The 22,654-nt window shown below is 64.0% G+C and carries 12 protein-coding genes, 1 tRNA gene and 1 pseudogene; 8 read left to right on the top strand and 6 right to left on the bottom strand.

The window, feature by feature from the left end; genetic code table 11:
• Entirely contained in the window at window positions 1-1,545 is a 1,545-nt protein-coding gene (locus tag O0879_RS11890) for an ATP-binding protein (protein ID WP_289916612.1), read from the bottom strand.
• A gap of 8 nt (window positions 1,546-1,553) precedes the next feature.
• Window positions 1,554-3,065, bottom strand: coding sequence for an ATPase domain-containing protein (locus O0879_RS11885; RefSeq protein WP_289916609.1), 1,512 nt, complete (start codon window positions 3,063-3,065; stop codon window positions 1,554-1,556).
• 556 nt (window positions 3,066-3,621) lie between these two features.
• On the opposite strand from O0879_RS11885, the gene O0879_RS11880 reads away from it, so the two are divergent.
• The 7 genes from O0879_RS11880 to O0879_RS11850 all read left to right on the top strand — a co-directional run bounded on the left by O0879_RS11880 (window position 3,622) and on the right by O0879_RS11850 (window position 12,899).
• A complete protein-coding gene (locus tag O0879_RS11880; RefSeq protein WP_289916607.1) occupies window positions 3,622-4,698 on the top strand; it encodes an efflux RND transporter periplasmic adaptor subunit in 1,077 nt (358 codons plus the stop codon).
• Window positions 4,699-4,713: 15 nt separating this feature from the next.
• Window positions 4,714-7,878 (top strand): efflux RND transporter permease subunit, encoded by a 3,165-nt coding sequence (locus tag O0879_RS11875; protein ID WP_289916605.1) that lies wholly within the window; start codon window positions 4,714-4,716, stop codon window positions 7,876-7,878.
• 1 nt (window position 7,879) lies between these two features.
• Window positions 7,880-9,328, top strand: coding sequence for an AdeC/AdeK/OprM family multidrug efflux complex outer membrane factor (adeC, locus tag O0879_RS11870; RefSeq protein WP_251350465.1), 1,449 nt, complete (start codon window positions 7,880-7,882; stop codon window positions 9,326-9,328).
• Between the two features lie 62 nt (window positions 9,329-9,390).
• The gene (locus tag O0879_RS11865; RefSeq protein ID WP_289916603.1) at window positions 9,391-10,005 is read left to right on the top strand and encodes a TetR/AcrR family transcriptional regulator; all 615 of its coding nucleotides are present in this window, start codon (window positions 9,391-9,393) and stop codon (window positions 10,003-10,005) included.
• A gap of 102 nt (window positions 10,006-10,107) precedes the next feature.
• Window positions 10,108-10,184 (top strand) — tRNA-Pro (locus O0879_RS11860).
• A 229-nt stretch (window positions 10,185-10,413) separates the two neighbouring features.
• Window positions 10,414-12,426, top strand: coding sequence for a S9 family peptidase (locus tag O0879_RS11855; RefSeq protein ID WP_289916601.1), 2,013 nt, complete (start codon window positions 10,414-10,416; stop codon window positions 12,424-12,426).
• A 179-nt stretch (window positions 12,427-12,605) separates the two neighbouring features.
• Entirely contained in the window at window positions 12,606-12,899 is a 294-nt protein-coding gene (locus O0879_RS11850) for a hypothetical protein (protein WP_257218898.1), read from the top strand.
• Window positions 12,900-12,972: 73 nt separating this feature from the next.
• Here the strand turns inward: O0879_RS11850 and O0879_RS11845 are convergent, their stop codons facing one another.
• The 4 genes and pseudogenes from O0879_RS11845 to O0879_RS11830 all read right to left on the bottom strand — a co-directional run.
• Window positions 12,973-13,506 carry a tail fiber protein gene (locus O0879_RS11845; RefSeq protein ID WP_099667045.1) on the bottom strand — a complete coding sequence of 178 codons (534 nt, stop codon included), beginning with the start codon at window positions 13,504-13,506 and terminating at the stop codon, window positions 12,973-12,975.
• A 48-nt stretch (window positions 13,507-13,554) separates the two neighbouring features.
• Complete coding sequence (locus O0879_RS11840; RefSeq protein WP_289916597.1) at window positions 13,555-14,088, bottom strand: tail fiber protein; 534 nt, start codon at window positions 14,086-14,088, stop codon at window positions 13,555-13,557.
• A gap of 30 nt (window positions 14,089-14,118) precedes the next feature.
• On the bottom strand, window positions 14,119-14,376 hold the full coding sequence (locus tag O0879_RS11835) for a hypothetical protein (RefSeq protein ID WP_257219084.1): 258 nt from the start codon (window positions 14,374-14,376) through the stop codon (window positions 14,119-14,121).
• A gap of 96 nt (window positions 14,377-14,472) precedes the next feature.
• Window positions 14,473-14,619, bottom strand: a pseudogene (locus O0879_RS11830) (phage tail protein); the annotation flags it as partial.
• Between the two features lie 593 nt (window positions 14,620-15,212).
• Here O0879_RS11830 and O0879_RS11825 point away from each other — a divergent pair.
• The gene (locus O0879_RS11825) at window positions 15,213-22,628 is read left to right on the top strand and encodes an IPT/TIG domain-containing protein (RefSeq protein ID WP_289916594.1); all 7,416 of its coding nucleotides are present in this window, start codon (window positions 15,213-15,215) and stop codon (window positions 22,626-22,628) included.
• Window positions 22,629-22,654 lie beyond the last annotated feature (26 nt).

Here is a 22,654-nt window from a genome sequence, read left to right as displayed (position 1 = left end):
CTATTTTGTCCGCGTAGCGGTCCCCGTTCGCCGCGCCAGGCGCTGTTCCAGCAGGGCGGCAATGGCGGCGAAGTCCACCGGTTTCGTCAGGTGATGGTCGAAACCGGCTTGTTCCGTGCGTGAGCGCGCCTCTCCCCAACCCGTCAGGGCGATCAGCAGCACCTCGCGCCCCTGCGCACGCTGGCGCATCTGGCGCGCCGCCTCATAACCATCCATGTCCGGCATGCCCAGGTCCATCACGACCAGTTGCGGCCACGACCTGTCGACGGCCGCCAGGGCTTGCGCGCCGCCATACGCGACACTGGCGGCATAGCCCTCGAGCTGGAACAGGCTTTGCAAGGCATCGGCCGCATCGAGGTTGTCGTCCACCACCAGCACTTGCACGGGTTGGCCAGCGCCGGCGGGCGTCTCGCTGCGGGCGGCCGCCGGCATGGCCGGGGCGGCTGCCTGGGCGTCGCCGGCGCTGGCGGGCAAGGTGACGATGAAGCGGCTGCCGCGGCCGGGGCCGTCGCTGTACGCTTCGATGTTGCCGCCATGCATCTCGGTAAATTGGCGCGCCAGGCTCAGGCCAATGCCCAGGCCGCTGGCCATCTGGCCTTCTACCGTGCGCCCCTGTTCAAACATGGAAAAGATGCGCGGGATGGCATCCGGCTCGATGCCGATGCCATTGTCTTCGACCGTCACCTGCAGCAAGCCTTGCGTCAGGCGCGCCGTCATGTGGATGTGGCCGCCTTCCGGCGTGAACTTCACGGCATTCGACACGATATTGGCAAAGATCTGCACCACCCTGGCATAGTCGGCGTGCAAGGTCACGGCATGCGGCGGCAGCACCTGCGTGATGCTGATGTGCCGGCTGTCGGCCGCGGGCTGGCACAGTTCGATCACATGGTCGAGTACTTGCTGTAATTCAATATTTTCTCGCTGCAGCAGTACCTTGCCGCTGGTGATGCGCGCCACGTTGAGCAAGTCATCCACCAGCCGCGTCAGGTGCGTTACCTGGCGCTCGATTACGCCGCTGACCTTGCAGACCTGCTCCGATGCGGGATACAGGTGCTTGAGCAGGGCCACCGAGGTCTTGATGGGCGCCAGCGGATTGCGCAGTTCATGCCCGAGGCTGGCGAGGAATTCATCCTTGCGCCGCTGCGTCTCGCGCACCTGGTACTGGCGCTGGCGTGCGCGCAGCATGGCGTGGGCCGAGGTGATCAGGGTCAATATGTGTACGGGGCGCTCCAGCAGGGTCAGGTTGCCCAGGGTGGCGACGGCTTGCCGCAAAGGCAGGGAATCGAGGCCCGCGTGCGTCAGCAGGATGATGGGCAAATCGGACCAGTCCGGTTGCTGGCGGGCGTAGGCGTCAAGCACGGCGTACACGCCTGCAGGCAAGGATTCGTCCACCGTCAGCACGCCGCCGGCGCCCAGCGCCAGCTGTTCGGCCAGTTCGCCGGCGGAGCGGCAGGCGTGGCTGGCGATGGCCTCGCCGGCGAGCACCCTGGCGGCCAGGGCGGCGTCCTGGCCGCCAGGCGCGTAGATCAGGATACGCTGCTCCATGGCAACTCCTAGGGGAAGGGCGTGCCGCCGATGGTGGGCAAGCCCGACAGGATGCCGTGAAAGCCGGCCAGGGCCGGGCCGATGCGGATGCCCTGCGGGCTGATCTCGAAGCGGCGGATGCTGCGCTCGTGCGCGCTGCCGCGCTTCTTGAAGACGGAAATGGCTTGCCGCACCTCGCCCTCCGTTTCGTAATAGCGCAGCATGATGACGCCGTCGGCCAGGTAGCTGGCGTCGGCCGAGGTGGTCATCGCTGTGCCCAGCATGTTCTGCTGCACGCCGACGAGCAGGGTGGCCACGCCGCGCTGGCCCAGGTAATTGAGCAGTTCGTGCAGGTAGGTGCTCTGGAAGCGCTCGTCGGGCACGGCATGCATGTAGCCGTTCAGGCTATCGATGACGATGACCTGGGCGCCCCGTTCTGCCGCGTCGACCACGGCCTGGGCGAATTCTCCCGGTGTCAGCTCGGCCGGATCGACTTGCTGCACACTCAACAGGCCGGAATCGAGTGCCGGCTGCAGGCGCATGCCCACGTTGTCGGCCCGGTTCAGCAGCTTGCTGCGCGCTTCCTCGAACAGGAACATGGCGCACGGTTCGCCGCGCGTTATGGCCGCGTGCACGAATTGCGCCGCCAGGGTGGACTTGCCGCTGCCGGCCGGGCCGGAAATGAGCGTGCTCATGCCTTCTTCCAGGCCGCCCCCTGTCATGGTGTCGAGTTCGGGCACGCCGCTCGACAGGCGCCGATGGTCGCCATCGCGGCGCGTGTCGGCCGCCACCAGGCGGGGAAAGACGACCAGGCCGTCATGGGCGATCTTGTAGTCGTGTGTGCCGCTGCGAAACGGCACGCCCCGGTATTTCACCACCCGCACGCGGCGCCGGTCATTGCCGTAGGCCTGGTTTTGCAGCTCCAGCGAAATCACGCAGTGCGCCACGCTACGCACTTGCAAGCCGTCGTCCAGCGCGGAACGGTCATCGATCAGCAGGGTGGTGCAGTGCCGGCTGGCCAGGTATTGTTTCAACGCCACGACCTGGCGCCGGTAGCGCAGAGGATTTTCCGCCAGCAGCTGCAGTTCGGACAGCGAATCGAGCACGAGACGGACAGGGCGGTGCTTTTCGATGGCGGCGAGGATGCGCTGGTTGGTCGAGGCCAGTTCGATTTCCGACGGGTGGAAGATGGTGTACTGGCGCTCGGGGTCGAGGATATCGTCGCCGGGCGCCACTTCTTCGATGGCGATGCCGGCCAGGTCCCAGCCATGCGACAGGGCCGCACCGCGCAGCTCGATCGCGGATTCCGCCAGGGCGATATACAGCACGGGCACGCCGCTGCGCGCGCCTTCGGCCAGAAATTGCAGCGCCAGGGTGGTCTTGCCCGTGCCGGGGGCGCCTTCGACCAGGTACAGGCGCTCGGCCAGCATGCCGCCGGTGAGTATGGCGTCGAGGCCGGCGACGCCCGTCGACAGCAGTGGCGGCGCGTCCGGGCCGTTCGCGCCATCGTGCTGCCCTGTGTTTCGCGCCTGTGCCGTCATCGTTGCGCCCCCGCTTTGCCACGCCGTGATCACTATACTAGCGCGTCCGGCGCGACATGTCTTTTCGATACCATTGGTAAATATTCATCGTGGCAGGGCGGGGGCGCGCAAGGCAGTGTTGCGTACGCGATCACGGTCTCAGCAAAAAACGCATTACCCTGCTACAGTAATCATTCAATCCAACTTTCCCGCTTTGCCGTTTTGCCGCCGCCCGCCCGCTTCCCATTCGAATTGGCGGGTGTGCCGACGCTGTTGCTGCCTTCATTTAATTGCCTCATTGATAATTTAATTCGCTTGAAAGTTACTATGTTTCAATTGTAACGATGCTTGACGATTTTAGAATGATCGTTCATTCTTTGATCTGCGTTAATAAATTTAGTCATTTCTAACGACACTAGCCAGCTTCTTTTTCAGAAAGTCCAAGATGCAACCAACATTTTCCTTGACGTCGCCGCGTACGAGCGGCGCTATTGCCGTTCTGTGCGCCACTGTAATCATGGCCGGCTGCAGTAAAAAACAGGAAGCACCTCACGCGCAGCAAGCGCCACAGGTGGTCGTGTTTACTGTTAATCCGGCCGCGTTGCCGATGAGCGCCGAATTGCCCGGCCGTACGAATGCCTACCAGGTCGCCGATGTGCGCCCGCAAGTCGGCGGCTTGATCCAGAAGCGCCTGTTCGTCGAAGGCAGCGATGTGAAAGCGGGCACGGCCCTGTATCAGATCGACCCCGCCACCTACCAGGCTGCCTATAATTCAGCCAAGGCCGCGCTGTCGAAAGCCAAGGCCAACTTGCTGACGGCCGGTCCGAAAGCCTCGCGCTACAAGGAACTGGTCGCCATCGAAGGCGTGAGCCGCCAGGAATACGACGATGCCGTCGCTGCGTTCGAGCAAGCCAAGGCAGACGTCGAGTCCGCCACCGCGGCGCTGGAAACGGCGAACATCAACCTGAAATACAGCACCGTGACGGCGCCGATCAGCGGCCGCACCAGCCGCTCGAGCGTGACGGCCGGCGCGCTGGTCACGGCGGGCCAGGCCGACGCGCTGACCACCGTGCAGCAACTCGATCCCATCTATGTCGACGTGACCCAGTCGAGCACGGACCTGCTGCGCCTGAAACGCCAGATGGCCGACGGCTCGCTGAAAAAAGTGGGCGAAGGTCAGGCCAAGGTCGACCTGATCTTGCCGGATGGCAGCAAGTACAGCGAACCGGGCAAGCTGCAGTTCGCTGGCGTGACGGTCGATCCGACCACCGGCAACGTGATCTTGCGCGCGCTGTTCCCGAACCCGAAAGGCGAATTGCTGCCAGGCATGTACGTACGTGCCCAGCTGGAAACGGGCGTCGATGAAAAAGCCATCACCGTGCCGCAAGTGGGCGTGACGCGCAACCAGAAGGGCCAGGCAACCGCCTTGATCCTGAACAAGGAAAACAAGGTCGAGCAACGCGTTCTGACCACCAGCGGCACCGTCGGCACCAACTGGCTGGTGACGTCCGGCCTGGCCGCAGGCGATCGCGTGATCGTGGAAGGCTTGCAAAAAGTCAAGCCAGGCGCACCAGCCGTTGCCGTACCGGCCAAGGCCGCTGACGCGCCTGCCGCTGCCGCCTCTGCCGCAGCATCGGCTGCCAGCGCCCACTAATTCAGGAGAATATTAATGGCCCGTTTTTTCATTGACCGCCCGATTTTTGCCTGGGTGGTCGCGATCGTCATCATGCTTGCCGGCGTGATTTCGATCCTCAGCCTGCCGATCGCGCAGTACCCGAGCATTGCTCCGCCGTCGATTTCGATCAGCGGCTCCTATCCTGGCGCCTCCGCCAAGACCGTGGAAGACGCCGTTACCCAGGTCATCGAACAAAAGATGAAGGGTATCGACGGCTTGCGCTACATGGCTTCGTCGAGCGATGCCACTGGCGGCATCAGCATCACGCTGACGTTTACCAGCGGCACCAATCCCGACATCGCCCAGGTGCAGGTACAGAACAAGCTGCAGCTGGCCACGCCACTGCTGCCGACGGCTGTCACGCAGCAAGGCTTGGTCGTGTCGAAAGCGACGAAGAACTTCCTGATGGTGTTCGGCTTCATTTCCGAAAACGGCAAGATGGACCAGACCGACTTGAGCGACTATGTGGCCGCCAACGTCGTCGATCCGCTGAGCCGCGTGCCCGGCGTGGGCGACGTGACATTGTTCGGTTCGCAGTACGCCATGCGTATCTGGCTCAATCCGGCCAAGCTGCAAAGCTTTAACCTGACCCCGGCGGACGTGATCACGGCCGTGCAGGCGCAGAATGCGGAAGTGTCGGCCGGTGAGCTGGGCGGCACGCCGTCCATCAAGGGCCAGCAGCTGAACGCGACCGTGTCGGCGCAAAGCCGTCTGCAAACGGTGGAGCAGTTCGGCGCCATCTTGCTGAAAACCACGACCAACGGCGCCATGGTGTACCTGAAGGATGTGGCCAGCATGGAACTGGGCCGCGAGAACTACAATACCGTGGCCCGCTACAACGGCCATGCGGCAACCGGCGTGGCGATCAAGCTGGCGACGGGCGCCAATGCGCTCGATACGGCCAATGCGGCGAAAGCCATGCTGGGCAACCTGAGCAAGCAATTCCCTGAAGGCATGAGCTACCAGGTGGCGTTCGACACGACCCCGTTCGTGAAACTGTCCATCGAAGAAGTGGTCAAGACCCTGGTCGAAGCGGTGATCCTGGTGTTCCTGGTGATGTATCTGTTCCTGCAGAACTTCCGCGCCACCCTGATCCCGACCATGGCCGTGCCGGTCGTGTTGCTGGGTACCTTCGGCATCCTGAACGCGTTTGGCTATTCGATCAATACGCTGACCATGTTCGCCATGGTGCTGGCCATCGGTTTGCTGGTCGACGATGCCATCGTGGTGGTGGAAAACGTCGAGCGCGTGATGAGCGAAGAGGGCTTGTCGCCGCTGGAAGCGACGCGCAAGTCCATGACGCAGATCACGGGCGCGCTGGTCGGTATCGCCATGGTGCTGTCGGCCGTGTTCGTGCCGATGGCCTTCTTCGGCGGTTCGACGGGTGTGATTTACCGCCAGTTCTCGATCACGATCGTCTCGTCGATGGTGCTGTCCGTCGTCGTCGCGCTGGTGTTTACGCCAGCCCTGTGCGCCACCTTGCTGAAACCGGTCGAAAAAGGCCATCATGCGACGAACAAGGGCTTCTTCGGCTGGTTCAACCGCAGCTTCGATAGCAGCAGCAACAAGTACCAGGGCCTGGTCGGCAGCATGATCCGCCACCGCGCCCGTTCGATGCTGTTGTATGTGCTGTTGCTGGCCGGCCTGGTGTTCATCTTCATGCGCCTGCCGACCTCCTTCCTGCCGGAAGAAGACCAGGGCATCCTGTTTACGCAGATTCAATTGCCGACGGGCGCCACGCAAGAGCGCACCCTGAAAGTGATCGAACAGGTCGAAGACCACTTCATGAACAGCGAGAAAGACAACGTCGCTTCCGTGTTTGCCGTGGCCGGTTTCAGCTTCGGCGGTAACGGCCAGAATACGGGTATCGCCTTCGTGCGCCTGAAAGACTGGTCGCTGCGCAAGGACGTGGCGCAAAAAGCGCCGGCCGTGGCCGGTCGTGCCATGGGCAAGTTGTTGCAGATCAAGGATGCGATGGTGTTTACGTTTGCACCGCCTGCCGTGCTGGAACTGGGTAACGCCACCGGTTTCGACATGCAGCTGCAGGATATCGGCGGTGTCGGCCATGACGCCCTGATGGCGGCGCGTAACCAGCTGCTGGGCATGGCGTCGCAGAATCCGGCCATGGTGGGCGTGCGCCCGAACGGCCAGGAAGATACGCCGCAGTACAAGATCGACATCGACCAGCAGAAAGCGACCGCGCTGGGCTTGCAGATCTCGGAAATCAACCGCGTGCTGAGCGTCGGCTGGGGTAGTTCATATGTGAACGACTTCCTCGACCGTGGCCGCGTGAAGAAAGTGTTCATCCAGGGTGACGCGAGTTCGCGCATGCTGCCGGAAGACTTGAACAAGTGGTTCGTGCGCAATACCGCTGGCCAGATGGTGCCGTTCTCGGCCTTCGCTACCGGCAAGTGGATTTACGCGTCGCCACGCCTGGAACGCTACAACGGCTTGCCGTCGGTAGAGATCCTGGGTACGCCGGCGCCGGGCCAAAGCACGGGCGCCGCCATGAACGCGATGGAAGAAATGGTGGCCAAGCTGCCGCCTGGCATCGGCTTCAGCTGGACCGGTGTGTCGCTGGAAGAGCGCGAATCCGGTTCGCAGACGCCGCAGCTGTACGCGCTGTCGCTGTTGATCGTGTTCCTGTGCCTGGCCGCGCTGTATGAAAGCTGGTCGATTCCATTCTCCGTGCTGCTGGTGGTACCGCTGGGCGTGATCGGTGCCGTGCTCGGTACGTGGATGTTCGGCCTGTCGAACGACGTGTACTTCCAGGTGGGCTTGCTCACGGTGGTGGGCCTGTCGGCGAAGAATGCGATTCTGATCGTCGAATTCGCCAAGGAAATGCAGGAATCGGGCATGTCGCTGCTGGACGCGACCTTGCATGCGGTGCGTCTGCGTCTGCGTCCGATTCTGATGACCTCGATTGCCTTCGGCTTGGGCGTGTTGCCACTGGCCATATCCAGCGGCGCCGGTTCCGGCAGCCAGAACGCCATCGGTATCGGCGTGCTGGGCGGTATGTTGACGGCCACGTTCCTCGGTATCTTCTTCGTGCCGGTGTTCTTCGTGCTGGTGCGCGGCTTCTTCTCGAAGCCGGACGCGCCCGCCACGCCGGCGACGCCTGGCTCGCCAGCCGTCACGCTTTCTAAGGATGCGCATTAATATGAAAAAAACGCTACTCTCCATGGCGGCACTGGCCTTGCTGGCCGGTTGCAGCCTGGCTCCCACGTACGAGCGTCCGGCAGCGCCGGCGCCCACGGCGTGGCCGACGGGCCCTTCCTACAAGGCCGACACGGCCGCCGCCGACGCCAAGCCGGTGGCGGACGTCGCCTGGCGCGAGTTCTTTGCCGATGCGCGCCTGCGCCAGGTACTGGAACTGGCGCTGGCCAACAACCGCGACCTGCGCGTCTCGATCCTGAACATCGAGAAGGCGCGCGCCACCTACGGCATCGAACGCGCCGCGCTGATCCCGACCCTGTCGGCGTCCGGCGGCCAGACGGCCAGCCGCGTGCCGAAGAACGCCAGCGCCAACGGCGAAGCGTCCATCAACCGCCAGTACACGGCGAACCTGGGCGTGTCGGCTTACGAGCTGGACTTCTTCGGCCGCGTGCGCAGCCTGTCCGACAGTGCGCTGGAGCAATACCTGGGCACGGAAGAAGCCCGCCGCGCACAGCAGATCAGCCTGGTGGCCGAAGTGGCCAGCACCTATCTGAACCTGGTGGCCGACCAGCAGCGCCTGCGCGTGGCGCAGGACACCCTGAAGAGCCAGCAGTCGTCGTATGACCTGGCCGTGCGCCGCTTCAGTGCCGGTGCGACTTCCGGCCTGGACAAGTACGATGCCCAGACCAGCGTCGAGTCGGCCCGTTCCGACGTGGCGGTTTACACGAGCCAGGTTGCGCTGGATCAAAACGCGCTCGTCCTGCTGGTGGGCGGCCCCGTGCCGGCCGACCTGCTGCCGCAAGGCGAGTTCGGCGCCGTGACGGCCCTGGCGGACATCCCGTCCGGCGTGCCGTCGGACGTGCTGCAACGCCGTCCCGACGTGCTGGCGGCCGAGCGCACCTTGCGCGCTGCCAACGCCAACATCGGCGCGGCGCGCGCGGCGTTCTTCCCGCGCATTTCGCTGACGGCCACGGCCGGTTCGCTGAGCGACAACCTGTCGGGCCTGTTCAAGGCGGGCAGCGGCACGTGGAGTTTCATTCCGCAGATCAGCTTGCCGATCTTCGATGGCGGCGTGAACCGCGCCAACCTCGATATCGCCAAGGTGCAGCGTGAAATTTCCGTGGCGCAATACGAAAAGGCGATCCAGGTCGCCTTCCGCGAAGTGTCCGATGCGCTGGCCCAGCGGGGCACCATCGACGAGCGCCTGCAATCGCAGGTCTCGCTGGTCGAGGCGTCGACGAAGAGCTACACCATCCACGACGCGCGCTACAAGCAGGGCGCCGAGTCCTACCTGAACGCCCTGGTGGCCCAGCGCGCGCTGTACACGGCGCAGCAAAGCCTGATCACGGCGCGCCTGGCCAAATCGACCAACCTGGTGACCTTGTACAAGGTGCTGGGCGGCGGTTGGCAGCCTGAGCAGACAGCCGTTGCGGCGGCTGGCGGCGTCCAATAATCACGGGGACGCCGACGCCGGCCTTGCCCGCAAGGGCAGGGCCGGCGCGCTACTGGAAAATCATGAACCAAGTTGAAAAGAAGCATCCGGATCCCGAGCGCGCCAACACGCGGCGCAAGCAGGTGCTCGATGCGGCCGAAAGCTGTTTCAGCCGCCGCGGCTTCCACGGCGCCAGCATGGCCGAGATCTCGAAAGCGGCCGGCATGAGCGCGGGCCATATCTATAATTATTTTGACAGCAAGGATGCGATCATCGCCGCCTTCGTCATGCAGAATACGGAGCGGGTGTCGAACCTGATGCAGGACCTGGCGCAGCGCGAAGACCCGCTGCAGGCCGTGATCGACAATGCGGGCGAGCACGTGCTCGAAGCGCTGGACCCGAAAACGTGGATGATGCCGCTGGAAATCTTCGCCGAAGCATCGCGCAATCCGGTGATCGCCGACATGCTGCAATGCTCGGACCAGCGTTCGCGCCAGTTGTTTCTCTCCATCATCCGCGATGCGCGCATCAAGCGCGGCTTGCCGGCCGATGAAGAGATGCTGGAAGGCCGCCTGAATGCCCTCGTCGCCATTTACCAGGGCTTGCCCGTGCGCTTCATTCACAATCCGGACGTGAAAGTCGAGCCGCTGATCGCGGGCTTCCGCATCGTCCTGACGGCGCTGCTGCTGAACGAATAGGCCGCTTGCCAGGGCCATGCAAAAAAGTTTGCGCAGTTCGATATGAATCATGCGCAAAGCATGGCAAAAACCTAAAAGCCTCTGCTATAATTCCCACCTCGTCGGGGCGTAGCGCAGCCTGGTAGCGTACATGCATGGGGTGCATGGGGTCGGAAGTTCGAATCTTCTCGCCCCGACCATTAGATTCAAGGACTTAGGCCACTCTTCGGAGTGGCCTTTTTCTTTTTGCGCGCCGTCGCCATGACAGCATGCATCATCTGCTGTGCTTTTCATCTCCCGTTTCCACCCTCCTGTCCCCCGATTTTCGTCCCCTGTCGCGTAGTCAACCTGGCAATACTGCTTTGGCCTATGATGTGCTGGCACATGCACGTGTGAAGTTTCCCTTCATTCATCAACCATGAGGTGTCCATGATTCGCTATGTCCTGCCTGTCCTCTTGTTCGCCAGCGCACTGCCGGCGCACGCCCAAGCCCCTGCCAATGACACGCCGCTGATCGAGCGGGCCAAGCTGTTTGGCAATCCCAGCAAATCCGGCGGGCGCCTCAGCCCGGATGGCAAGTGGCTGTCGTGGATCGCGCCGCGCGACGGCGTGCTCAATGTGTGGGTGGCGCCGGCCAGCAATCCGGCGCAGGCGCGCCCGCTGACGGAAGAAAAGGTGCGGCCCATCCGCAGCAGCTTCTGGTCGCCCGATTCGAAAACCCTGCTGTTTATCCAGGACAAGGGCGGCGATGAAAATTTCCTGCTGTACGGCGTGAATGTCGTGAGCGGCAAGCAGGTCAGTTACACGCCGTTCGAGAAGACCCGCGTGCGGGTGATCCAGATCAGCAGCAAGGTGAAGGACCGTATCTTGATCGGCATCAATAACCGTGATGCGCGCTGGCATGACGTGTATAGCCTGGACCTGGCCAGCGGCAAGCTGACCCTGGTGGCGCAGAACGACGGCTACGGCGGCTATCTGGCCGATGAACTGCTCAATCTGCGCATCGCCAGCAAGGCGCGCGCCGACGGCGGCATGCAGTATTTCCGCATCACGGACGGCAAGGTCGAGAGCACGCCGCTGGCGGAAGTGGGTCTGGAAGATTCGCAGACGACGGCGCCGCTGGCCTTTACGGTCGACGGCAAGACCCTGTACTGGACCGATTCGCGCGGCCGCAATACCTCGGCGCTGCTGGCGCAGGACGTGGCCAGCGGCAAGACCACGGTGGTGGCGCAAGACCCGCGGGCCGACATTTCCGACGCACTGTACGACACGCGCACAGGCAAGGTGCAGGCGTATTCCGTTGACTATCTGCAGCACGAATACCTGCCGCTGACGGATGACCTGAAGGCCGACCTGGCCTTCCTGAAGAAGCATGCCAAGGGCCAGTTCAACGTGACGTCGCGCACGGACGCCGATGACAAATGGCTGGTGGGCGTCGATGCCGTCACGGCGCCGGCATCGAGCTGGCTGTACGACCGCAAGAGCAAAAAGCTCACGCAGCTGTATGTCACGCGGCCCGAGCTGGAAGGCGCGCCATTGGTGCCCATGTATCCGCAGCAAATCAAGGCGCGCGACGGCCTGACCCTGGTCTCCTATCTGACCTTGCCGCAGGCATCGAAGGCGGGCGCCGGCGGCGTGCCGTCGCAGGCGGTGCCGATGGTCCTGCTGGTGCATGGCGGCCCGTGGGCGCGCGATACCTATGGCTATAACAGCTACCATCAATGGCTGGCCAACCGCGGCTATGCGGTGCTGTCCGTGAATTACCGGGGCTCGACGGGCTTCGGCAAGCAATTCATCTCGGCCGGCGACCTGCAGTGGGGCCGCAAGATGCATGACGACTTGCTCGACGCAGTGCAATGGGCGGTGAAGAGCGGCGTGACGACAGCCGACAGGGTGGCCATCATGGGCGGCTCGTATGGCGGCTACGCCACCCTGGCCGGCATGGCGTTTACGCCGACGACGTTTGCCTGCGGCGTTGACATCGTCGGCCCGTCGAACCTGTTTACCTTGCTGCAAACCATTCCGCCGTACTGGGAAGCGGGCAAGCAGCAGTTCTACAAGCGCATGGGCGACCCGACCACGGAAGAGGGCAAGGCGCTGCTGAAGGAACGCTCGCCGCTGAACTTTGCGCAGAACATCCAGCGCCCGCTGCTGATCGGCCAGGGCGCGAACGACCCGCGCGTCAACGTGGCGGAATCGGACCAGATCGTGGCGGCCATGGCGGCGAAGAATATTCCCGTCACCTACGTGCTGTTCCCCGACGAAGGCCATGGCTTTGCCCGGCCCGTGAACAACATTGCCTTCAATGCGGTGACGGAAAACTTCCTGGGGCAATGCCTGGCGGGCCGCGCCGAGCCGATCGGCGCCACGCTGAAGGCGTCCACCGCGCAGGTCAAGCACGGCGCCGGGTTTGCGCCGGGGCTGGAAGAGGCGATGCGGTAGGCGGAGAATGCCGCGTGGCAGGCACTCACAGGCGGCCGGGACGGATGACCCTGGCCGCCGCATTGCCGCCGAGTGCGGTGGTGACGGCGTTCATGTCAAAAACTGTGTAAAAGCAGCAATGCTTCCATTAGAATAAATCATTGCTTCAATCACACAGCCCATGAAATGGAATGCCTGCAATGATGAATGTATTGACCCTGGAACACTTTGCCGCGCGCGTCAACGACACGTTTATCGCGGTCGGCGACGGGAATGCCGCTTTCATCCTGAAGGAAGCGCGCCCGCTGCCGTCGGCCACACTGGAAGGCCTGTTGCGGGCGCCGTTCAGCTTGTTATTCCATAACAGTTCCCCCATCCTCTTCAGCCAGAAAATCTTTCAGCTGCAGCATGATGCGTTTGGCGAGGTGGGTATCTTCCTGGTGCCGGTGGCGCGTGACAACCACGGCTTTCTGTATCAGGCCGTGTTCAACTGAGAATGCCGCTGATGCGGGGCAGGCAGGGTCAGGCGGGAGCCAGATGGCGCCGCCTGCCCGGAGCGTTCAAGTTTCAATCAAACGCGGGAAACTCGCCCTGCAGGGCGATGCAGAAATTTACCGCCAGCAAGGGCTGGCGATTTTCATGCGCCTGGCCGCCACCCGCGCTGCCGATGGTCAGTGGCGACAAGGTGACGTTCGGCGTTGCCGCGGGCACGAACGCGTTCGTGCCCGTGATGCTGGTCAGGCCATCGCCATTTTGCGGCACGTTGCGCTGCAGGGTGGCATTGGTCTGGCGGCTCAAGGTCAGTTGATGGGTGTGGTTGGGAATCTCCGTGATATTCAGCTGGACGGTATTGCTGCCGAACGTTTCGCCCATCACACGCTGCGTCAAGCCTGGCCCCTGGCCCTGGCTGCAGGGCGCGCGTCCGGTGAAGTTGGGCAACTGGAAGGTGTTGACCCCATCGCCGCCATATTGCGTGCCGATTAATGAAAACAGGGCGCTGAATTGCCTGATCTGCAGGGTGGCGCCATTACAGCTTGCCCACCCGGCAGGTGTGAAATTGAAGCCAAAGACTTGTATTTCGCCAAGATATGGTGATGTCACGGTAGGTTCTCCTGATCGATTTTATGGGCTGCGCTTGCGTGCTGGCTGTTATTGCTGGGATGGGAAAATGCCTGCCCATGCGATGCAAAACGAGGCGGTCAGGGTGGGCATGGTGTTGTCATGCGGCAAGCTGCTGCCTGCAGTGCCCGTTGCTGCGGGCGCCATGTCATAGGTCGTGAGGCCAGCCAGGCTGCTCGTGTACATCTTGTCGTTATTGACCGGTGCCGCCAGTTGTGCGCTGGTCCCTGGCGTGTTGCTCGTCGCCAGTGTGCTGATCGCACTGAAGACGTGCGTATGCGCAGGCATCTGGGTTGGCAGCAAGGTCACCGTTTCGCTGCCCCCTTTTTGCCCCATGACCCGGGGTGTCAGGCTAGGGCCGGTGCCCTGATGCAAGGGCACCTGGCCGCGCAGGTCGGGTACACCGAATGTATTGACGCCGTCGCCGCCATAGGTAGTGCCCAGCAGCGTATATAGCACCTCGTTATTGGCGATGGACTTCAGGCTGCCGTCGCAGGCGAACCAGCCTTGCGGTATGCGGGGAAAGGAAAACAGGCGGATCTCGCCGACATAAGGTGTAGTCATGACTTTGCTCCGTGGGAAGTGGCTGGCATGTTAGTTGCGCGATGGGAAGACGCCGTTCAGGGCGATATTGAAATTGAGTACCTGGAATGGCTGCATATTGTTATGCGGCAGGCTGCCGCCTGTCTGGGCCAAGACCAGGTTGTTCAAGGGCACTTGCGGGCCTGCCGTGCCATAGATGGCTTCCGTGCCGCTGCCGCCATACAGGGTGTTGGTCGGATTCTTGGTGGTGCCTGGCGTGGTCAGCGCATTGGCCGCGTGCGTATGCGGTGGAATCTGACTCAGTGTCAAAGTGATAGCTTCCGCGCCGTTACGAGCGCCCACTTGGTAGGGGACTGGTTGCCAGGAAGCGTCCACCGAACTGCCCGAGCCGACAGGGGTGCTGCCTTGTAAATTTGGCAACGCAAAGTTGGTCGTGCCGTTCCCCCCGTAAAAGGTACCCAACAGGGCAAACAGCGCCTGATTCTGCGTAATTGGCAGCAATTGCCCGTTACATGCTGCAAATCCACGCGGTGCAAACGCAAATCCGCTCATCATGATTTGTCCCAAATACACTTCAGCCATCATCGTTCTCCCGCTGTTGGAATGTTATTGAATGTTAAGGAAATAATATTTTCCATTTGCAATCAATATTGTTTTTTGAAAAACCCTTTTTGTTATAGTTACTTTATTGAAAACTCGAGGTAGCATACGTTGTCGTATGGCAAGCGTCAACATCTGTTGGCTCTATGGAAGGGCCCTGAATGGGGATCGCTTGCAGCCTGAATCCATGGTTCTTTTTGACTAAAAAACTCTGTATTGGAGAAATCATGTTGCGTATTTGCAACGATATCGTCGCCCGTCCGGCACATTTTTTGTTCCTTGCTTTTGTCGTAGGAACTCGAAGGCCGGCAGCGGCTCGCCGGGTAGGCCTGGCATCAGCGTTTGGCCGTTTCCTGCATTGCTGCGTTGCGCTGTGCCTGCTGATGCTGGCGCTTGGCGCAGGCCCGGCGCAGGCAGCCAACGGCGATCCGAGCACGAAATGTATTCCCAATCAGAGGAGTTTTACCGTCGCATCAGGCGACTCCTATGTCATCGATTTGTCGCTGTGTAGCTCATTTGGCCTGACGGACAATGGCGCGACTGCCTTGCACGGCACGATTACTGGTCTCGTCAATAACGGTACCGGTATTGCGACCTACATCAATAATGGCGACGGAGCGCTGTCCGACAGCTTTGTCCTGTGGGATGAAGACAGCAAGGCGGTGACTTTTACGGTGACCGTCCTGCCCCCTGCGGCTGCCTTCACCGTGACACCGGGCAGCATATCGGCGCCCGTGATCGGCGTGGCGTACAGCCAGGCGATGTCGTCGACCGGCGGTGTCGCGCCTTACAACTACGCGCTTGTCTCTGGTGCGTTGCCACCTGGCATCACTGTGTCGTCGACCGGCGTGATTTCCGGCACCGTGACGGCGACCGGCGCCTATGTGTTCGGCATCAAGGTGACCGACTCGACCTCAGGCACGCCGCTGACGGTCACCAAGAATTACTCCGTGTCGATCGCCGTGCCCACCCTGTCCATCACGCCCACGGTGCTGGCGGCAGGCGGATTGTCGGTGCCCTACAGCCAGCAGATGTCGACCGCGAATGGCACCGGGCCCTTTGCGTATGTGGTGGAATCGGGCAGCCTGCCGGCGGGCATCACCCTGTCGGGCAGCGGCTTGCTCTCGGGTACGCCCGGTGCTTTGGGCACCTACAACTTTGTGATGAAATCGACGGACAGCACGGGCGGCAATGGACCATACAACACGTCCAGAAGCTATTCCCTGGTGATCAACGCCCAGCCGCCGCCTGCCATCACCGGCGTATCGCCGGCGCTCGGTCCGGTTAGCGGCGGCACCGCCGTCACCATTACCGGTACCGGCTTTACCGGCGCTACGGCGCTCAAATTCGGCAGCAACAATGGCCTCAGCGTTACCGTGCTCAATTCCACGACCATCACCGCCACGTCGCCAGCCGGCACCGGTGTCGTGAACGTATTCGTCACGACGCCAGGCGGCACCAACGCCGCCGATCCGTCAAACCAGTTCACCTATGTTCCGGCGCCAGCGATCACCAGTATTTCGCCGACGGCGGGCCCAGGCGGTGGCGGTACCACGGTCACCATCAACGGCTCGAACTTTACCGGCGCGACGGCAGTGACCTTTGGCGCCACGGCGGCGACCGGCTACACGGTCAACAGCGCCACGCAGATCACGGCGACGGCGCCAGCCGGCACGGGCACGGTGGATGTGCGCGTCACGACAGCCGGCGGCACCAGCGCCACCAGCGCGAACGACCAGTACACCTTTGTGGCGTTGCCAACAGTGACGAGCATTTCGCCTACTGCGGGGCCGGCAGGCGGCGGCGCCACGGTCGTCATCAGTGGCACGAACTTTTCCACCACGACGGCGGTGACCTTCGGCGCCACGGCGGCGACCGGCTACACGGTCAACAGCGCCACGCAGATCACGGCGACGGCGCCAGCCGGCACGGGCACGGTGGACGTGCGCATCACGACGGTCGGCGGCACCAGCGCCACCAGCGCGGCGGATCAATTCACCTACGTGGCAGCACCGGTGGTGAGCAGCATTTCGCCCACTTCCGGCCCGGCTGTTGGCGGCTCCACGGTCACCATCAGCGGCACGAATTTCAGTGGCGCGACGGCGGTGAGATTCGGCGCTACTGCCGCCATCGGCTTTACGGTCAACAGCGCCACGCAGATCACGGCGACGGCGCCAGCCGGCACGGGCACGGTGGATGTGCGCGTGACCACGTCGGGCGGCACCAGCGCCACCAGCGCGGCTGATCAATTTACCTACGTGGCGGTGCCGACGGTGACGAGCCTGTCGCCTACTGCTGGCCCCATCGCAGGCGGTAGCACGGTCACCATCAGCGGCACGAATTTCAGTGGCGCGACGGCGGTGACCTTTGGCGGCACGGCAGCGATTGGCTTTACCGTCAACAGCGCCACGCAGATCACGGCCACGGCGCCAGCCGGTTCCGGCACGGTGGACGTGCGCGTGACGACGGTCGGCGGCACTAGCGCCACCAGCGCAGCGGACCAATTTACCTATGTGGTTGTACCGGTGGTGAGCAGCATTTCGCCCACGGCCGGCCCGGCTGCCGGCGGCACCACGGTCATCATCAGCGGCACGAATTTCAGTGGCGCGACGGCGGTGACCTTCGGCGCCACGGCAGCGACGGGCTTTACGGTCAATAGCGCCACGCAGATCACGGCGACGGCGCCAGCCGGCGCGGGCACGGTGGACGTGCGCATCACCACCGTCGGCGGCACCAGCGCCACCAGCGCGGCGGACCAATTTACGTACGTGGCGGCACCGGTGGTGAGCAGCATTTCGCCCACCTCCGGCCCGGCTGCTGGCGGTACCACGGTCACCATCAGCGGCACGAATTTCAGTGGCGCGACGGCGGTGACGTTCGGTGGCTCGGCCGCCTCCGGCTTTACCGTCAACAGCGCCACGCAGATCACGGCGACGGCACCAGCCGGCACGGGCACGGTAGACGTGCGCGTGACGACGGCCGGCGGCACCAGCGCCACCAGCGCGAACGACCAGTTCACCTATGTGGGCGCACCGGTGGTGAGCAGCATTTCGCCGACCTCCGGCCCGGCTGTTGGCGGCACCACGGTCACCATCAGCGGCACGGGTTTTGGCAGTGCGACGGCAGTGACGTTCGGCGGCACGGCAGCGACGGGCTTTACCGTCAACAGCGCCACGCAGATCACGGCGACGGCGCCAGCCGGCACGGGCACGGTGGACGTGCGCGTCACCACCATAGGCGGCACCAGCGCCACCGGCCCTGCGGACCAATTTACGTACGTGGCAGCACCGGCGGTGAGCAGCATTTCGCCCACGGCCGGTCCGGCTACCGGCGGCACCACGGTCACCATCAGCGGCACGAATTTCAGTGGCGCGACGGCGGTGACGTTCGGCGGTACGGCAGCAACGGGCTTTACCGTCAACAGCGCCACGCAGATTACGGCGACGGCGCCAGCCGGCACGGGCACGGTGGACGTGCACGTCACCACCATCGGCGGCACCAGCGCCACCAGCGCGAATGACCAGTTCACGTATGTGGGCGCACCGGTGGTGAGCAGCATTTCACCCACGGCCGGCGCGGCTGCCGGCGGCACCACGGTTACCATCAGCGGCACGAATTTCAGTAGCGCGACGGCAGTGACGTTCGGTGGCTCGGCCGCCTCCGGCTTTACTGTCAACAGCGCCACGCAGATCACGGCGACGGCGCCAGCCGGTTCCGGCACGGTGGACGTGCGCGTCACCACCACCGGCGGCACCAGTGCCACCAGCGTGAACGATCAGTTCACGTATGTGGGCGCACCAGTGGTGAGCAGCATTTCGCCCACGGCCGGTCCCGCCGCGGGCAGCACCACGGTCACCATCAGCGGCACGGGTTTTGGCAGCGCGACGGCGGTGACGTTCGGCGGTACGGCAGCGACGGGCTTTACCGTCAACAGTGCCACGCAGATCACGGCCACGGCCCCTGCAGGTTCCGGCACGGTGGACGTGCGCGTGACGACGGTCGGCGGCACCAGCGCCACCAGCGCGGCGGATCAATTTACGTACGTGGCCGCACCGGTGGTGAGCAGCATTTCGCCCACGTCCGGCCCGGCTACTGGCGGCACTACGGTTACCATCAGCGGCACGAATTTCAGTGGCGCGACGGCGGTGACCTTCGGCGCCACGGCGGCGACGGGCTTCACGGTCAACAGCGCCACGCAGATCACGGCCACGGCGCCAGCCGGCACGGGCACGGTGGACGTGCGCGTCACCACCATCGGTGGCACCAGCGCCACCAGCGCGAACGACCAGTTCACGTATGTGGGGGCGCCGGTGGTGAGCGGTATTTCCCCGGCCTCCGGTCCAACGACGGGCGGCAGCAATGTCGTTATCAGCGGCGCGGGCCTTGGCGGCGCGACGGCAGTGACGTTTGGCGGTGCGGCGGCGACGAGTTTCACCGTCAATAGCGCCACGCAGATCACGGCCACGGCGCCAGCTGGCGCCGGCACGGTGGACGTGCGCGTCACCACCGTCGGTGGCACGAGCGCCACCAGCGCGGCGGACCAGTTCACGTATGTGGTGGCGCCGGCAGTCAGCGGCATTTCACCTGCCTTCGGCCCCATCGCCGGCGGCACCAGCGTGGTCATCACCGGTACCGGCTTTACAGGTGCCACGGCAGTGCGATTCGGCGGCGCCAATGCCGGCAGCTTTGTCGTCAACGGCGCCACGCAGATCACGGCCACGAGTCCATCGGGCAGCCTGGGCGTGGTGGACGTGAAGGTGACCACGGTTGGCGGCACCAGCGCCAGCGGCGCGGCGGACCAATTTACGTATATCCCGACCGGTGTCATCACGTTTGCGACACCGACCGCGGCATCCGTTCCATTGGGCAATAACTTCAGCAATGCGGCGACATCCAGCCTGGCGGGCGGCAGTTATGGCGCCTTGAGCTATGCCAGCTCGAACGCGGGCGTGGCGACTGTCAGCGGCACCGGCGTCATCACTGCCGTCAGCGCCGGCACCAGCACCATCACCGCGACGCAAGCCGCGGTCGCTGGGGTCAATGCCCAGGCGACGCAAACGTATACCTTGACCGTGACCTCGGCCATCGGCGTCACCCCGGCCAGTTTGCCGGCGGCAACCGTTGCCACCGCGTACAGCCAGCAACTGACGGCCAGCGGCGGTGTCGGTCCGTACACGTTCGCGATCACGGGCAGCCTGCCTGCCGGCATGAGCTCGAACGCCAGCGGCGTATTGAGCGGCACGCCCACGGCGGCTGGCGATTTTGCGCTGGTGGTACAAGTGACGGATTCGCGTCAATTCACGGGAGCGAAGAGCTACACGCTGTCCGTCGCTTCGGCGGTACTGACGCTGAACCCGGCCAGTTTGCCCAATCCGACGGCGGAAGCGGCCTACAGCACGACCCTGGCGGGGACGGGCGGCACGGCGCCGTACAGCTATGCCGTGGTCGGCACCTTGCCCGTGGGCCTGAGCCTGAATACGGCTACGGGCGTGCTGTCCGGCACGACGAATGCGGCGGGCAGTTTCCCGTTCAGCATCAAGGTCACCGACAGCAGCACGGGCGTGGGGGCACCATTCAGCCTCAGCAAAAACTACACGCTGACGGTAGCTGCTCCCACCCTGACCCTGACGCCGGCCAGCCTGGCGGCGATCCGCGCGGGCGACGCGTATAGCCAGCCATTCACGGCGGCCGGCGGCGTTGCGCCCTACGTGTACTCCCTGAGCAGCGGCGCCTTGCCGGCCGGCCTGGCGCTCGATGCGGCGACCGGCATCGTCAGCGGCACGCCGACCGTGGCGGGCAGCTTCGCCTTCACCTTGCAGGCGAAGGACGCGCACCAGTTCACGGTGCAGCAAGCGCTGACCCTGCAGGTGAACCAGGCGCCGCCGCCGGTGCCCAATGAAACGGCGACCACCTCGGCCAACCAGGAAGTGAGCCTGACCATCGCTTCCACGGATGGCAGCCCGATCACGGACGTGACCATCGTCACGCCGCCGCAGCACGGGCGCGTCACGGTGGTCTCGAGCGGTGCCTCGGCGCGCATGGCGCGCGCCGCCGTCGGCGCAAGTTTCAAGGTGACGTATGTGCCGAATGCCAACTACTTCGGTCCTGACAGCTTCAGCTACACGGCGACGGGTCCAGGCGGCACCTCCGCGCCGGCCACGGTCAGCGTGACGGTGGCGCCGCAGCCGGTGCCGGTGCCTGTCGCCAAGACGGCGACGGTATTGGCCGGCACACCGGTGACCCTGCAGGTGACGCAGGGCGCCACCGGCGGCCCGTTCACGGCCGTGGCCATCACCACGCAGCCGGCCAGCGGCACGGCAGTCGTCAATGGCATGGACATCGTCTACACGCCAGGCATCAACACCAGCGGCGACATCAGCATCGGCTACACCGTGTCGAACGTGTTCGGCACCTCGGCGCCGGTGAAAGCGACCATCAGCGTCAATCCGATGCCGCAGGTGGTCAGCCAGAGCGCTACGGTGGTGGCGGGCCTGACGGTGACGGTCGACCTGACGGCGGGCGCCACGGGCGGCCCGTTCACGGCGGCCAATGTGCTGAGCGTGGCGCCGGCCGAGGCGGGCAAGGTGGTGGTGCGCGACGTGGGCACGGCCGGCAAGCCGTCGTACCAGCTGAGCTTTGCGGCTTCGGGCAAGTTTGCCGGCGCGGCCGTCGTCAGCTACACCCTGAGCAATGCCTTTGCCACCTCGAAGCCGGGCGTGGTCAACGTCACCGTCACGGCGCGGCGCGACCCGTCGCTCGATCCGGAAGTGATCGGCTTGCAAGCGGCGCAAGCCGATGCGGCGCGGCGCTTCGCCACGGCGCAGCTGTCGAACTTCACGCAGCGCCTGGAAAGCCTGCATGGCGATGGCTGGGGACGGTCGAACTTTGGCCTGAGCCTGACGCCGCCGAACGACAGCGGCAATCCGACGGCGGCGCTGGCGCGCTGGCAAGAGCAGGAAGCGGACCGCGTGTTCGGCACGGCCGTGAAACCGTTCATGCGCAAGGCGTCCCTGCGCCAGCCCGATGCCGGTTTCAGCAGCGATAAGGCGGTGGGCGGCACGGATGTCAGCCAGGCAACGAATGGCTTGCCGGACATGCCGCAAAAGCCGGACACGCAGAAACAGGCGTTGTCGCTGTGGCTCGGTGGCGCGGTCGATTTCGGCCAGCACTATGTGAATGGCCGCGACACGGGCTTCCGCTTCCGCACGAATGGCGTGAGCGTGGGTGGCGATTACCGCTTGAGCGACCTGGCGACCCTGGGCGTGGGTGCCGGTTTCAGCCATGACCGCAGCGATGTGGGCCAGAACGGCAGCCGCAGCACGGCCGATAGCGCCGTGGCGGCCGTGTATGGCAGCCTGCGTCCGAGCAAGGGCGTTTTCCTTGACGGCGTGCTCGGCTACGGCACCCTGCAATACGACGCGTCGCGCTATTTGACCGATGGCAGCGGTTTCGCCACGGGCGAACGCGACGGCAAGCAAGTGTTCGGCGCGTTGGTGGGCGGTATCGAGATGCGTCAGGAAACCTGGATGTGGTCGCCGTATGGCCGCGTGGAACTGATGTCGGCCAAGCTCGATCCGTACACGGAGAAGGCGGCGGGCATCAACGCCCTGAGCTACTTCAAGCAGACGGTGCGTTCGCGCATCGGCGCGCTGGGCGTGCGGGCCGAGGGTATCTATGTCGGTGGTCTGGGCACGTGGTTCCCGCGTGCGCGGCTCGAGTACCGCCACCAGTTCCAGGGCGCCGATGATGCGCGCCTGGCGTATGCCGACCTGGTGGCTGACGGTCCCGTGTACGTGATCCGCACGGTGCCGCAGCAGACGGGCAACTGGACGGCGGGCCTGGGTGTCAAGCTGCTGCTGTCGAACGGCATGACCATCACGCTGGACTACAACAGCAATCTGAACATCGATAGCGGACGTACCCAGTCGGTGATGTTCGGTATCGCCATGCCGCTCAAGTAATCAGTCAGCCTTCAGGCTAGCCCTGA

This window comes from Janthinobacterium sp. SUN120, from assembly GCF_030397735.1.
In the GTDB taxonomy this organism is placed as follows: domain Bacteria; phylum Pseudomonadota; class Gammaproteobacteria; order Burkholderiales; family Burkholderiaceae_D; genus Janthinobacterium; species Janthinobacterium kumbetense.
This window is presented reverse-complemented; position numbering and strand designations above follow the sequence as displayed.

What these genes read in the sequence shown, in the direction of transcription:
- O0879_RS11865 (WP_289916603.1), top strand. Translation starts at nt 9,391, where the DNA reads ATGAACCAAGTTGAAAAGAAGCATCCGGATCCCGAGCGCGCCAACACG.
- O0879_RS11885 (WP_289916609.1), bottom strand. Translation starts at nt 3,065, where the DNA reads ATGACGGCACAGGCGCGAAACACAGGGCAGCACGATGGCGCGAACGGC.
- O0879_RS11875 (WP_289916605.1), top strand. Translation starts at nt 4,714, where the DNA reads ATGGCCCGTTTTTTCATTGACCGCCCGATTTTTGCCTGGGTGGTCGCG.
- O0879_RS11840 (WP_289916597.1), bottom strand. Translation starts at nt 14,088, where the DNA reads ATGACTACACCTTATGTCGGCGAGATCCGCCTGTTTTCCTTTCCCCGC.
- adeC (WP_251350465.1), top strand. Translation starts at nt 7,880, where the DNA reads ATGAAAAAAACGCTACTCTCCATGGCGGCACTGGCCTTGCTGGCCGGT.
- O0879_RS11850 (WP_257218898.1), top strand. Translation starts at nt 12,606, where the DNA reads ATGATGAATGTATTGACCCTGGAACACTTTGCCGCGCGCGTCAACGAC.
- O0879_RS11855 (WP_289916601.1), top strand. Translation starts at nt 10,414, where the DNA reads ATGATTCGCTATGTCCTGCCTGTCCTCTTGTTCGCCAGCGCACTGCCG.
- O0879_RS11890 (WP_289916612.1), bottom strand. Translation starts at nt 1,545, where the DNA reads ATGGAGCAGCGTATCCTGATCTACGCGCCTGGCGGCCAGGACGCCGCC.